Annotated in this window: 18 protein-coding genes; 15 read left to right on the top strand and 3 right to left on the bottom strand. The window is 40.6% G+C overall.

Annotation, left to right across the window (positions count from 1 at the left end; genetic code table 11):
* Positions 1–13 precede the first annotated feature (13 nt).
* From SB773_RS18765 to SB773_RS18750, 4 genes are all read left to right on the top strand, one after another.
* Positions 14–337: a hypothetical protein gene (locus SB773_RS18765; RefSeq protein ID WP_113734076.1), complete on the top strand. Its 324-nt coding sequence runs from the start codon at positions 14–16 to the stop codon at positions 335–337.
* 120 nt (positions 338–457) lie between these two features.
* Complete coding sequence (locus SB773_RS18760; RefSeq protein WP_410591360.1) at positions 458–3,151, top strand: BclA-related collagen-like exosporium protein; 2,694 nt, start codon at positions 458–460, stop codon at positions 3,149–3,151.
* A 175-nt stretch (positions 3,152–3,326) separates the two neighbouring features.
* Positions 3,327–4,340: a GTP 3',8-cyclase MoaA gene (moaA, locus tag SB773_RS18755; protein ID WP_088032237.1), complete on the top strand. Its 1,014-nt coding sequence runs from the start codon at positions 3,327–3,329 to the stop codon at positions 4,338–4,340.
* A gap of 16 nt (positions 4,341–4,356) precedes the next feature.
* Positions 4,357–5,370 carry a molybdopterin-synthase adenylyltransferase MoeB gene (locus SB773_RS18750; RefSeq protein WP_410591358.1) on the top strand — a complete coding sequence of 338 codons (1,014 nt, stop codon included), beginning with the start codon at positions 4,357–4,359 and terminating at the stop codon, positions 5,368–5,370.
* Between the two features lie 42 nt (positions 5,371–5,412).
* Here the strand turns inward: SB773_RS18750 and moaC are convergent, their stop codons facing one another.
* The gene (gene moaC, locus SB773_RS18745) at positions 5,413–5,898 is read right to left on the bottom strand and encodes a cyclic pyranopterin monophosphate synthase MoaC (RefSeq protein ID WP_002112363.1); all 486 of its coding nucleotides are present in this window, start codon (positions 5,896–5,898) and stop codon (positions 5,413–5,415) included.
* An 83-nt stretch (positions 5,899–5,981) separates the two neighbouring features.
* Here moaC and SB773_RS18740 point away from each other — a divergent pair, with 83 nt between their 5' ends.
* The 7 genes from SB773_RS18740 (at position 5,982) to SB773_RS18710 (ending at position 10,664) form a co-directional block, all read left to right on the top strand.
* Entirely contained in the window at positions 5,982–7,271 is a 1,290-nt protein-coding gene (locus SB773_RS18740) for a molybdopterin molybdotransferase MoeA (RefSeq protein WP_410591355.1), read from the top strand.
* Positions 7,235–7,756: a molybdopterin-guanine dinucleotide biosynthesis protein B gene (mobB, locus tag SB773_RS18735; protein WP_002164943.1), complete on the top strand. Its 522-nt coding sequence runs from the start codon at positions 7,235–7,237 to the stop codon at positions 7,754–7,756. The genes SB773_RS18740 and mobB overlap by 37 nt, the downstream gene beginning before the upstream one ends.
* A complete protein-coding gene (gene moaE, locus SB773_RS18730) occupies positions 7,753–8,217 on the top strand; it encodes a molybdopterin synthase catalytic subunit MoaE (protein WP_328017051.1) in 465 nt (154 codons plus the stop codon). The genes mobB and moaE overlap by 4 nt, the downstream gene beginning before the upstream one ends.
* A 2-nt stretch (positions 8,218–8,219) precedes the next feature.
* The gene (gene moaD, locus SB773_RS18725) at positions 8,220–8,453 is read left to right on the top strand and encodes a molybdopterin converting factor subunit 1 (RefSeq protein WP_002089064.1); all 234 of its coding nucleotides are present in this window, start codon (positions 8,220–8,222) and stop codon (positions 8,451–8,453) included.
* Between the two features lie 99 nt (positions 8,454–8,552).
* Positions 8,553–8,975 (top strand): DUF3888 domain-containing protein, encoded by a 423-nt coding sequence (locus SB773_RS18720; RefSeq protein ID WP_410591352.1) that lies wholly within the window; start codon positions 8,553–8,555, stop codon positions 8,973–8,975.
* Between the two features lie 33 nt (positions 8,976–9,008).
* Entirely contained in the window at positions 9,009–9,866 is an 858-nt protein-coding gene (gene glcU, locus SB773_RS18715; RefSeq protein WP_215576600.1) for a RhaT/GlcU family sugar-proton symporter, read from the top strand.
* A 12-nt stretch (positions 9,867–9,878) separates the two neighbouring features.
* Positions 9,879–10,664: a glucose 1-dehydrogenase gene (locus SB773_RS18710; protein WP_060750861.1), complete on the top strand. Its 786-nt coding sequence runs from the start codon at positions 9,879–9,881 to the stop codon at positions 10,662–10,664.
* A 73-nt stretch (positions 10,665–10,737) separates the two neighbouring features.
* Here the strand turns inward: SB773_RS18710 and SB773_RS18705 are convergent, their stop codons facing one another.
* Positions 10,738–11,232: a CarD family transcriptional regulator gene (locus SB773_RS18705; protein WP_088032244.1), complete on the bottom strand. Its 495-nt coding sequence runs from the start codon at positions 11,230–11,232 to the stop codon at positions 10,738–10,740.
* A gap of 253 nt (positions 11,233–11,485) precedes the next feature.
* On the opposite strand from SB773_RS18705, the gene SB773_RS18700 reads away from it, so the two are divergent.
* Both SB773_RS18700 and SB773_RS18695 read left to right on the top strand, forming a co-directional pair.
* Entirely contained in the window at positions 11,486–11,722 is a 237-nt protein-coding gene (locus SB773_RS18700) for a DUF2553 family protein (protein WP_002089059.1), read from the top strand.
* A gap of 1 nt (position 11,723) precedes the next feature.
* On the top strand, positions 11,724–11,906 hold the full coding sequence (locus SB773_RS18695; protein ID WP_000621751.1) for a sporulation protein Cse60: 183 nt from the start codon (positions 11,724–11,726) through the stop codon (positions 11,904–11,906).
* Positions 11,907–11,940: 34 nt separating this feature from the next.
* Here the strand turns inward: SB773_RS18695 and SB773_RS18690 are convergent, their stop codons facing one another.
* Complete coding sequence (locus SB773_RS18690; RefSeq protein ID WP_002129470.1) at positions 11,941–12,168, bottom strand: DUF3973 domain-containing protein; 228 nt, start codon at positions 12,166–12,168, stop codon at positions 11,941–11,943.
* Between the two features lie 424 nt (positions 12,169–12,592).
* On the opposite strand from SB773_RS18690, the gene SB773_RS18685 reads away from it, so the two are divergent.
* Together SB773_RS18685 and SB773_RS18680 are read left to right on the top strand one after the other, a co-directional pair.
* Positions 12,593–13,024, top strand: coding sequence for an SRPBCC family protein (locus tag SB773_RS18685; protein WP_002015664.1), 432 nt, complete (start codon positions 12,593–12,595; stop codon positions 13,022–13,024).
* Entirely contained in the window at positions 13,025–13,348 is a 324-nt protein-coding gene (locus SB773_RS18680) for an ArsR/SmtB family transcription factor (protein ID WP_002015665.1), read from the top strand. It abuts the gene before it with no gap.
* The last annotated feature ends 13 nt before the right edge of the window (positions 13,349–13,361 follow it).

Genomic DNA, 13,361 nt, shown 5'->3' with positions numbered 1-13,361 from the left:
GTAGAGTGTAAGTATGCCAGCACATATAAAAGAGTTTATTATCGTTAATAACACTGGGAATATATTTACGGGTGATAATTTGAGTGATACTTCGTTTACTGCCTCGAAATCGTATAGTGGTTCAATGGGTTGTACTTGGATTGATGTTGTTACGATAATAGGAACTGAAACGAAGCTTTGTTTACAACCGGGAGATAGTGTGACGACAACGTATACGAGAGGTACTCCTGCTAGTAATCTAACAGGAACAAATACGGATCAAGGTGCAAATGTATCAAATATAGTACAAAGTGTTCCTAATACAGATAATATGGATTCAACAGCTGGACTCCCCTAAGGAATTAAGGGAGTTTTTATTATTTAAAATAAAAAATAGTCTTGGAGATTATTTTTGTAAATAGATTAAGAAGAAGAGGTTTATCTAGTGTGAAAAAGATGGTTTGTAGGTGGTGAAAGTGTGAAAAATCGTGATAATAAAGGGAAACAACATTCGTTAAACTCTAATTTGAGAATTCCACCAGAACTTATTGGGCCTACTTTCCCTCCTGTTCCAACTGGATTTACGGGTATAGGGATTACAGGTCCAACAGGTCCACAAGGTCCGACTGGCCCTCAAGGACCGAGAGGGTTTCAAGGTCCGGTGGGAGAGATGGGACCGACAGGACCGCAAGGAGTGCAAGGGATTCAAGGATCAGCTGGACAAATAGGTGCAACAGGACCAGAAGGACAGCAGGGACCACAAGGATTAAGGGGACCACAGGGAGAAACAGGAGCGACAGGACCTCAAGGAGTGCAAGGGCTACAAGGTCCAATTGGTCCAACCGGAGCGACTGGGGCACAAGGTATACAGGGGATACAGGGATTACAGGGGCCGATTGGAGCTACCGGGCCAGAGGGACCTCAAGGAATTCAAGGAGTGCAAGGGGTACCGGGTGCAACAGGTTCACAAGGAATACAAGGAGCTCAAGGGATACAAGGCCCACAAGGACCGAGTGGAAATACGGGAGCAACAGGAGCGACTGGTCAGGGGATTAGTGGTCCGACTGGAATAACAGGTCCAACAGGGATAACTGGCCCATCTGGAGGACCTCCAGGTCCGACTGGAGCAACTGGTGCGACAGGGCCAGGAGGTGGACCGAGTGGAAGTACAGGTGCGACGGGAGCGACTGGAAATACTGGAGTAACTGGAAGTGCGGGAGTGACTGGAAATACAGGTCCGACTGGAAGTACAGGAGAAACAGGAGCACAGGGCCTGCAAGGAATACAAGGTATTCAAGGGCCAATTGGACCAACGGGTCCAGAAGGTCCGCAAGGTATTCAAGGTATTCCAGGTCCGACAGGAGTAACTGGTGAACAAGGAATCCAAGGGGTTCAGGGAATTCAAGGGATAACGGGGGCAACTGGAGATCAAGGTCCGCAAGGTATACAAGGGGCCATAGGACCTCAAGGTATAACAGGAGCAACAGGAGATCAAGGCCCACAAGGAATACAAGGGGTACCTGGTCCAACCGGGGGCACAGGCTCACAAGGAGTCCAAGGAATTCAAGGGCCAATGGGTGATATAGGACCAACAGGCCCAGAAGGCCCAGAAGGACTTCAGGGTCCGCAAGGAATACAAGGAGTGCCAGGACCAGCTGGAGCAACAGGTCCAGAGGGCCCACAAGGAATCCAAGGAATTCAAGGACCAATAGGAGTAACAGGTCCAGAAGGTCCACAAGGAATTCAGGGAATACAAGGGATTCAAGGTATAACAGGAGCAACCGGAGCACAAGGAGCAACTGGAGTTCAAGGTGTTCAAGGGAATATAGGAGCAACAGGTCCAGAGGGCCCGCAAGGAGTGCAAGGTACTCAAGGGGATATAGGTCCAACAGGTCCAATGGGTTCACAGGGAATTCAAGGAATCCAAGGAATTCAAGGACCGACGGGTACGCAAGGGGTGCAAGGCCCACAAGGAATTCAAGGGCCGACAGGAGTAACTGGAGATACGGGTACAACAGGGGCGACAGGGGAAGGTACAACAGGGGCAACTGGAGTAACGGGTCCATCAGGTGTAACGGGTCCATCAGGAGGCCCAGCCGGACCGACTGGCCCAACAGGTCCATCAGGTCCGACGGGAGTGACAGGTCCATCCGGTGGACTACCTGGTCCGACAGGAGCGACAGGTGTAACGGGAGGAGTAGGAGATACGGGAGCAACAGGGGCGACGGGTGTGACCGGAGCAACTGGAGTAACTGGTGCAACAGGAGCAACGGGGCTGCAGGGTCCACAAGGAATACAAGGAGTACAAGGAGACATAGGCCCAACCGGTCCGCAAGGTGTTCAAGGTCCACAAGGGATCCAAGGTATAACTGGAGCAACGGGAGATCAAGGGCCGCAAGGAATTCAAGGCCCGCAAGGAATCCAAGGTCCAACCGGTCCTCAAGGAATCCAAGGAGGTCAAGGCCCACAAGGGATACAAGGGGCAACAGGTGCAACCGGAGCACAAGGCCCACAGGGAATTCAAGGGATACAAGGAGTGCAAGGTCCGACTGGTCCACAAGGCCCAACCGGAATACAAGGTGTGCAAGGAGAAATAGGTCCAACTGGTCCGCAAGGTGTGCAAGGTTTACAAGGTCCAACGGGAGCAACCGGGGACACGGGTCCAACAGGAGCGCAAGGCCCACAAGGAATTCAAGGTCCAACGGGAGCAACAGGAGCTGGAGCAACAGGAGCCACTGGAGCGACCGGGGTGACTGGAGTTAGTACAACTGCAACATATGCATTTGCGAATAATACATCAGGAACTGCTATTTCCGTTTTATTAGGCGGTACGAATATCCCATTACCGAACAATCAAAATATTGGACCAGGAATAACTGTTAGTGGTGGAAATACTGTATTTACAGTTGCGAATGCAGGGAATTATTATATAGCCTATACAATTAATTTAACGGCAGGATTACTTGTAAGTTCTCGTATAACTGTAAATGGCAGTCCGCTTGCGGGAACGATAAACTCCCCGGCAGTGGCTACTGGTTCATTTAGTGCACCAATAATTGCTAACTTGCCTGCTGGAGCTGCTATTAGTCTGCAGTTATTTGGATTAGTTGCAATAGCTACATTATCTACAACAACGCCAGGAGCTACTCTAACTATTATTAGATTAAGTTAATAAGCAAAAAAACCTTGGAACTTTTATGTTTCAAGTTTTTTTTATCTCGTTACTTGTAGATAGTCGAATTGGTTAGTAAAGTTTCACTTTATTCACCTTAGCAAAAACATCGCAGTTCGAAAATATATTATAATAGAATGAAAAGAGAGAAATTTGGCAGAAAGGAAGGGTGGCGATGCAGGAGAAGGTTAAAGACTTTTTTGGACGCCCACTTCAAGATTTACGCATATCTGTCATTGATCGTTGCAATTTTAGATGTACATATTGTATGCCAGCGGAAGTATTTGGGCCTGATTATGCTTTTTTGAAAGATGAGTTTTTACTAACGTTTGATGAAATTGAGCGTTTGGCAAAAGTGTTTGTTAGCATCGGTGTACGAAAAATTAGAATTACTGGTGGCGAACCACTGCTTCGTAAAGATTTAACAAAACTTATTGCACGTCTTGTGAAAATTGATGGATTAGTAGATATAGGATTAACGACAAATGCTATTCATTTAACGAAACAAGCAAAGGCATTAAAAGAAGCTGGATTACATAGAGTAAATGTTAGTTTAGATGCAATAGATGACGATATATTTAGGAACATTAATGGTCGAAATATTAATACGAAACCTGTGATTAAGGGAATTAAAGCAGCGAAAGAGGCGGGGCTGGAAGTAAAGGTAAATATGGTTGTGAAAAAAGGGATGAACGATCATCAAGTACTTCCAATGGCTGCGTATTTTAAAGAGCAAGGAATCACGCTTAGGTTTATTGAGTTTATGGATGTTGGTAGTACGAATGGATGGAATTTCGATCAAGTGGTTACAAAGCGAGAATTGATCGAGATGATTCATAGAGTGTATCCGCTTGAGCCAGCTGAAGCGCATTATTTCGGTGAAGTTGCGAAGCGATATCAGTACGTTGGAACAAATGTTGAAGTCGGTTTTATTACTTCTGTTTCTGAGTCATTTTGTTCCTCTTGTACGAGAGCGAGAATTTCAGCAGATGGAAAGTTTTATACTTGCTTATTTGCGACAGAAGGATTAGATGTAAGGAAACTTCTTAGAGGAAATCTTTCGGATGATGAGTTATTAAGCGTTATACAAGATGTGTGGGTGAATAGAAAAGATCGATATTCAGATGAACGGACAGAAGAAAGTGCGAAAAATCGTCCGAAAATTGAAATGTCTTATATAGGAGGATAAGAAAGGGGGATGTCGTATGCAAGAGCGATATTCAAGACAAATGTTATTTTCTGGTGTTGGGGAAGAAGGGCAACGGAAAATAAGAGGGAAGCATGTGCTCGTTATCGGTGCTGGTGCACTCGGAGCAGCGAATGCAGAAGCAATTGTTAGAGCAGGTGTTGGAAAAATAACAATTGCGGATCGTGATTATGTAGAATGGAGTAATTTACAAAGGCAACAATTATATACAGAAGAAGATGCGAAGCATTATAAACCGAAAGCAATAGCGGCAGCAGAACATTTAAAGGCAATTAATTCCGAAGTAGAAATTGTACCGGCTGTGACTGATGTAACGGTGCAAGAAATGGAAGAGTTAATTAAAGATGTAGATTTAATATTAGATGCGACAGACAATTTTGAAACGCGCCTTCTTATTAATGATATATCCCAGATGTATAACGTTCCATGGATATACGGAGGATGTGTTGGAAGTTACGGAGTAACTTATACAATCTTGCCAGGAAAAACGCCGTGTTTTCGATGTTTAATGGAACATCCGGCGAGCGGAGCGACATGTGATACGGCCGGTATTATACAGCCAGCAGTGCAATTAGTAGTTGCACATCAAATAACGGAAGCCTTGAAAATATTAGTAGAAGATTTTGAGGCACTTCGTGAAACGATGCTATCATTTGATCTTTGGAATAATCAACAGATGGCATTTAAAGTGAATAGGCAGAAAAAGGATACATGTTTATCCTGTGGAAAGTTACGTACATATCCGAGTTTAACATTTGAAGCACAAACGAAAACAGAAGTATTATGTGGGCGAAATACAGTTCAAATTCGTCCAGGTGTGCGTCAGGGTTTTAATTTAGAAGAAATTGAAAAGCGCTTACAAAAAAGTGTGGATGTAAAAGCAACGCCGTATTTATTATCATTTCCAGTGGAAGAATATCGTTTTGTTTTATTTACAGATGGCAGGGCGTTTATTCATGGTACGAATGATATGAATGTTGCGAAACGACTATATGCAAGATATATAGGTTGAACCTAAAGGGGAATCCTTTAGGTTCAAATGGAAAAGGTAGGATTAAGAATTTCTAATATAATCTCCATTTTTTCCGCCCGTTTTTTCAAGTAAGTACGTTTCGCCAATAATCATACCCTTATCAACGGCTTTACACATGTCATATACAGTAAGAGCGGTAGCGGAAGCAGCTGTTAAAGCTTCCATCTCAACGCCGGTACTACCTTCTGTTTTAACTTTTACTTCAATAAGTAGCCGATATTGTTCTTCTGACTGTTTCCAATCGAAAGAGACGTCAACACCTTTTAATAATAAAGGATGGCACATTGGGATAATATCAGAAGTACGTTTTGCAGCCATAATACCTGCGATTTGTGCGACAGCTAATACGTCACCTTTACCAATTTCATTGTGAGAGATTTTATCAAAAATTTCTTTTGTAACGAGAATGCTAGAGCATGCTATTGCTGTTCGAACGGTTATTTTTTTGTCACTTATATCAACCATTTTAGCGCGTCCTTGGTCGTTGAAATGTGTGAATGAAGACATGGAATTCCTCCTTGAAGTAATTGCTATTTAATATATAAAGTGTAATCGAGATTAGATATTTTGCAAATATGAGGTGAGAAACAATGGTAGAAAAACGAATCCCGATTCAAGTTGCAGAGGCAGTAGAGCGGGTTATGAAATACGCTAAGTATGGTGAAGTAGAAGAAGTTTCTATTACAGAAAGTTACGGGAGGATTCTTGGGGAGGATGTTGTATCAGATCACGACGTTCCTCACTTTGATCGTTCTCCTTACGATGGTTTCGCAATTCGAGCAGAAGATACGAAGGAAGCGAGTCAAGAGCAGCCAGTTGAATTTGAAGTAATAGGAGAGATCGGAGCAGGATCTGTTTTTGCAGAAGAAGTAGGGGCCTTTCAGGCGGTTCGTATTATGACAGGAGCAGCTATTCCAGAAGATTGCAATGCAGTCGTAATGCTAGAACTGACGGAAGGATTCGAGAGGAACGAAAGTACATATATGAAGTTAAAACGTCCTTTCCAAAACGGTGACAATGTGTCATTTAAAGGAGAAGATATAAAACAAAATCAAGTCCTCGTTAAGAAAGGTTTTGTAATCAATCCAGGTGTTGCCGCATTATTAGCGACGTTTGGATATAGCACTGTGAAAGTTGTAAAACAGCCTGTTGTCGGTATTGTAACGACGGGCAGCGAATTACTAGAAGTGCATGAGGCGTTAGAACCAGGAAAAATTAGAAATAGTAACTCTTACATGATTGCCGCTCAAATTATGAAAGCTGGCGGAAAAGTGCGTTACTATGGACAACTTGCCGATGAGTTAGATGCATGTTTTACAGCTGTTAAATCAGCGATGGATGAGGTTGATATTTTAATTACAACGGGCGGTGTTTCAGTAGGGGATTACGACTATTTGCCAGCTATTTATGAAAGGTTACAGGCGAATGTACTCTTTAATAAAATAGCGATGAGACCGGGGAGTGTAACGACAGTAGCTGAAGTTGATGGAAAGCTACTCTTTGGTTTATCAGGTAATCCGTCAGCTTGTTATGTAGGTTTCGAATTATTTGTGCATCCAATTATGAAAACGTATTTGCATGTGAAGGAGCCTCACGTATATAGAACTGATGCTATTTTACAAAAAGATTTCCCGAAACCAAATCCGTTTACTCGTTTTGTAAGAGCAAAAGCGAGTATTGTTAATGGGGCACTACAAGCGATGCCAGTCGGTTTAGATAAATCGAGTGCAGTTTCTTCACTTGCGGATGCAAATGCTTTTATCGTGCTGCCTGGAGGAACGAGAGGATTTGAAGCAGGAATGAAAGTGTCTGTATTATTGTTAGAATGCTCTGAGGGAAGTGATTGGCCGTGGACAAAGCCTCTTCAATCTTACAAATAGTAGGGTATCAAAATAGCGGGAAAACAACACTTGTAGAGAAGATGGTGCATGCATTAACTGAAAGAGAAATGAAGGTTGCTACAATTAAACATCATGGTCACGGGGGCTTTCCTGAAGTAGCGCAAAAAGATAGTGAAAGACACAGAAAAGCTGGTGCTGTAGTAAGTAGTGTAGAAGGTGCCGGATTACTATCTTTGTCCTCTTTGCGAGATGAATGGTCCTTGCAAGAAATTATCCGCTTGTACGAATTTTTTGAAGTAGATACGATTTTAATAGAGGGCTATAAAGCTGAGAACTATCCGAAAGTAGTGTTACTTCGTTCTGCGGAAGACGCTGAACTTTTACATAAAGTAGAAAATATAGCGGCAGTTATTACGTGGTATGATGCTTCGTCAAATGTACGAGAAGAATATAAAGTATTTCATATAACAGAAGAAAAATTGTATATAGACTGGTTTTTACAAACGGCTAGGGGTGCAAAATGATAAATACGTATTATGAAGTAATTGATACAGAAATCTCGATTGAAGAGGTGACAAAGAAAGTAGTTCGCCGTGAATGTGGTGCTGTTACAACATTTATCGGGACAGTTAGGGAGTTTACGAAAGGGCGTCGTACACTATACTTAGAGTACGTAGCTTATAAGACGATGGCAGAAAAGATGCTACAGAAAATTGGGTCAGAAGTGAAGGAGAAGTGGCCCGGTACACATGTTACGATTACGCATCGCATCGGCACGCTGCAAATTTCTGATATAGCGGTTGTTGTTGCTGTATCAACGCCTCATCGCAAAGAGGCTTATGAAGCGAATGAATATATTATGGAGCGTATTAAGCAAATTGTTCCAATTTGGAAAAAGGAGTTTTGGGAAGATGGTGACTCATGGATTGGTGACCAATTAGAAAAAACACCATATCCAGCAGGAGAGCCTGGGAAGGAGTTATAAATATGATTCGAGTATTGTTATTTGCGAACTTGCAAGAAGAAGCAGGAACGAGTGAATTACAAATAGAGAAAGAAAATATTACTGTTGCAGAGTTAAAAGATATTGTTGCGAAAGAATATAATGTACCAGTGTCAGCGCCAATTATGGTTGCGATTAATGAAGAGTACGCAAATGAAGATGACACGATACACACTGGTGATGTAGTTGCACTAATACCACCAGTGAGTGGTGGGTAATATTGGATTTATGCTATAAAAAACGACTTTCCTAAATAGGGAAAGTCGTTTTTTTATGGCATTTTGGAGAACACTATCTTATAGGGAAAGGAGGAAGTTATGAAAAAGATATGTGTAATGATTGCAATGATATGTTCTGTTTTTTTCTTTTCTCCAAGCAATTCTTTGGCAAAAGAATCGACGGAACAGCTTTTAGAAAGTGCGTTACTGAATCGATATTACTCGGTTATAAGGCAAGTGACAGAAGATCAATATGAATGTGACTCAGTTACAAATATAAAGCGTCTAGGCAAGAAAGATGAGTTTGTTCCTAGGTTTGAAGTTACGATACAATTTCTTACATTTCAAGGGGCACATAATCCGCCGAATGATAAAGTTACACTTACTTTGGAAGACAATTTAGATCACATAAAGATAAAGAAAGTGGAGCGAGAAAAGAATGTTTCTGGTGCTATTGTAGAAAAGATTTGTGCACGAAAAAACGAAAAAATAAAAGCTCACTCTAATGGTTTAGAGCGGTAACCTATGACATTTTGTAGAGAAAGGTAATGAGCGATGGATATACTTTTAGCGATTTTACCAGCTATATTTTGGGGGAGTATTGTGCTATTTAACGTGAAACTGGGCGGGGGACCGTATAGTCAAACGCTCGGTACAACGCTTGGTGCACTTATCTTCTCAATTGTTGTTTATATTTTTATGAAGCCGGTATTAACTCCGACCGTTATTGGAGTTGGAATTGTATCCGGCTTATTTTGGGCACTTGGTCAAGCGAATCAATTAAAAAGTATTGATTTAATGGGTGTTTCTAGAACGATGCCGATTTCAACAGGGCTTCAATTAGTCGCGACGACATTATTTGGGGTTATCGTGTTTCATGAATGGTCAACGACGATATCGGTCGTCCTTGGAGTTTTGGCGCTCGTTTGTATTATTATCGGGGTTATTTTAACATCACTTCAAAGTAAAGAAGAGAAGAATGCAGAGCAAGCAGGAAATTTCAAAAAAGGAATTATTATTTTATTAATTTCAACAGTCGGTTATTTAGTTTACGTAGTAGTTATCCGGTTATTTAACGTGAACGGTTGGTCGGCTTTATTACCACAAGCGGTCGGTATGGTATTAGGCGGGATTTTACTCACATTTAAACATCATCCATTCAATAAATATGCGATTCGAAATATTCTTCCAGGATTGATTTGGGCAGCTGGAAATATGTTTTTATTCATTTCGCAGCCAAGAGTTGGGGTCGCAACAAGCTTTTCCCTTTCACAAATGGGAATTATTATTTCGACGCTTGGCGGGATTCTTATATTAGGTGAAAAGAAAACGAAGCGTCAATTAATTGGGATTGTTATCGGTATCGTTTTTATCATTGCAGCTGGAATTATGCTGGGGATTGCGAAAAGTTAAGGGGGTATTAAAATGTATAGTGATTTAGAAGGGAAAGTCGTCGTTATTACAGGATCAGCAACTGGTTTAGGTAGAGCCATGGGAGTACGATTTGCTAAAGAAAAGGCGAAAGTTGTTATTAACTATCGCTCAAGAGAGTCAGAAGCGAACGATGTATTAGAAGAAATAAAAAAGGTAGGCGGGGAAGCAATTGCTGTAAAAGGTGATGTCACGGCCGAGGCAGATGTTGTGAATCTCATTCAATCTGCTGTTAAAGAATTTGGTACGCTCGACGTTATGATTAATAATGCAGGGATAGAAAATGCGGTACCATCGCATGAAATGCCGTTAGAGGATTGGAATAAAGTAATTCATACAAATTTAACAGGTGCTTTTTTAGGAAGTCGTGAAGCGATTAAATATTTTGTGGAACACGATATTAAAGGTTCGGTTATTAATATGTCTAGTGTTCATGAGAAAATCCCGTGGCCATTATTTGTGCATTATGCGGCTAGTAAGGGGGGGATTAAGCTTATGACAGAAACGTTAGCGTTAGAATATGCACCAAAAGGTATTCGAGTAAATAATATTGGGCCTGGTGCAATTAATACGCCAATTAATGCTGAAAAATTTGCTGATCCGAAAAAACGTGACGACGTAGAAAGTATGATTCCGATGGGTTACATTGGAAAACCTGAAGAAATCGCAGCAGTAGCAACGTGGCTCGCTTCAGCAGAAGCAAGTTACGTAACCGGAATTACGTTATTTGCAGATGGTGGAATGACTTTATACCCATCGTTTCAAGCGGGGCGTGGGTAATATGAAAGGCCAAAGAGATTTAACTCTTTGGCCTTTTTTAAGCAAAAAAAATAGCGGTCGGCTATTTTTAAAATTAATGATTGATTGTATCTTGAAGAAATTCTGTTGCTTGATGTTCTGAAACATTCTGTACAAGTGCAACTTCACTAATAACCATTTTACGCGCATTATCTAGCATTTGTTTTTCGCTCGCATTTAATGCTCTTTCTTTATTGCGACGAAGTAAATCACGAACAACTTCTGCACTAGCTTGAAGTTTGCCGTTTTTCATTTTTTCCATATTCATTGTATATCTTTGTTTCCAAGAGAGTGAGGGGTCTGATTCCCCATGATGAAATTCAAGAAGTATACCATCTAACGTACCTTTATCGACGATGTAACGTATACCGGATTTTTGTAATTGATTCATTGGAAGCATTACTTGCATATCTTTACTAATGATACGTATAACACAATATTGACGCGTAGTGCCTAATATTTCTTTCTCTTCAATTGCTTCGATGATACCTGCACCGTGCATTGGATAAACGATTTTATCACCAATTTGAAACAAATCATCCACCTCCATATGTGGTAACCACTTTTAATGATAACATACGAGGGTAAAAATGTCAAATTTTATATATTATCACATCTGATATGATGTAGTCAATATATAAAAGTCGTTTTTTTGCTCTTATAAGTTGAATAAATAGGGGGAATTTTTTTAGAAAAATAGTACAGGCGCAGAAAGAGGGCATATCCACTTATTTTTAAGCATAAAATATAAAATCGCTAATACAATATACCTAAATCCGTTCTTTGCAAGGGAGGGAGAGAAGGTGGGGCGCACAATTAGAATTGATATTACAAATAAAGTTGTAGCTAAATTTAGGCAAGATTATTTGGAATTATATACGAGTAAGTTTATGATAGGTAAGTTTTATGTCTATACTGAAGATAAACAATATGTGTTAGAAGACGGATATATATATGAAGATGGAAAGTTTTATCGCATCATAGATACGCACCGTGGCAATAAACAAGCGGCGGAGGGCTGCGATCTAGGATGGTGTTAACATGATTCGTGTGAAAGTGTTTGATGAAAGTCATGAAAAAGACTTAGAAGACGCTGTAAATGTATTTTTGAAAAAAATTGATGATAGTAACTTTGTAGATATTAAGTACCAAGTCGGTGTTTCTATTAACGATGACGAAAACCAAATTTATTGTTTTTCAGCAATGATCGTTTATAAAGCATAAAAAAGAGCTGGGTGAGCCAGCTCTTTTTTATGTTTTATGTTGGGACAACATGTGTCGGTAATACGTTCATAATAGATTGAGTTGTGCCTAATTTCTTTGTCGCTAAAAGAGGCGCCCCTGTTTCATGGTTTTGGGCATCTGTACACATACCGAGGTGATAACGATCACCTAAAAATGGATCAATATAAAAACCGTTTTTGAAAACTTTATCATTCGGGTGTTTTTCATGGTGAATTTCAGAACAGTTAATGCAATAGAACATAGCTTTCATCTCCTTTTTATTTTTGTTTAAAAAAGTGGGTCGGTAGTCATTTCGCTCCTAAGGAAATGTTGAGGAGAAGAGAAATAACTACCTACCCAAATGGCGGGCATACTCCTTCTGATTTTTACATATCTCGCGTATTGTCCCCGAGGGAAGGAGGAGAGACGAAGTACAGATGAGATAAGTTAGGCGCTTCTCTCAATAGGAGTGATAGAGTTTCATGTTGAGAGAAGTTTTTATTTTTTGTTGCCTTTGTGAGTATATTATGAAGGAATGGTGAGAGGGTGTTTGTCCTGTTGAAAAAATGTTGAGAATTTCTCAACAGTGAAAAAGAGTCTTTCTTGACATGAAACTAAAAGGTGTTATATTGTTAATGTGAAACTAAAAGGTGTTATATTTTAATGCCGAATAAAGGAGATATAAAATGGAACAACAAAATACATTAAATGATATTAAACAAACAATCGTTTTTAACGCGCCTATTCAAAAAGTATGGAATGTAGTATCGACTGCAGAAGGAATTGCGTCATGGTTTATGCCAAATGATTTCGAATTGGCGGTAGGACATGAGTTTCATGTGCAATCACCTTTCGGACCATCACCATGTAAAGTGTTAGAGATTGATGAGCCGAATTATTTATCTTTCTCATGGGACACAGATGGCTGGGTTGTTTCATTTAATTTGAAAGACCTAGGAGATAATAAAACAGAATTTACGTTAATTCACGGCGGCTGGAAACATCCTGATGAAATCCTTCCGAAAGCGAATGCGAAGAGCTCTATTATTCGCGATAGAATGAATGGTGGCTGGGTAGCGATTGTAAATGAAAAACTGAAAAAGGTTGTCGAAGGTTAAGTGTCCTCGTCAGCAGCGAAATATGATGTGTTTCAAGCAATTGCTGATCCAACCCGCCGAGAAGTGTTACGGTTATTAAGTGATAAAGAGTTACCAATTTCAAAAATAACGGATCATTTTCCGATGAGCCGTACTGCAGTTGTAAAGCACCTTCATATTCTTTCAGAAGCGAATTTAGTGAGTGGAAGAAAGAGTGGAAGAGAGAAGATATATCGTTTGCATCCAGAACCATTAGAGGAATTACAGCAGTGGCTCTCGTACTATGAACGATTTTGGGATAATAAATTGTCCGTGCTTAAACATATTGTGGAGAATGAAGAGTAGATTTTATGCAAAA

The organism is Bacillus sp. SIMBA_074 (assembly GCF_046534555.1).
GTDB classification, from domain to species: domain Bacteria; phylum Bacillota; class Bacilli; order Bacillales; family Bacillaceae_G; genus Bacillus_A; species Bacillus_A mycoides.
This window is presented reverse-complemented; position numbering and strand designations above follow the sequence as displayed.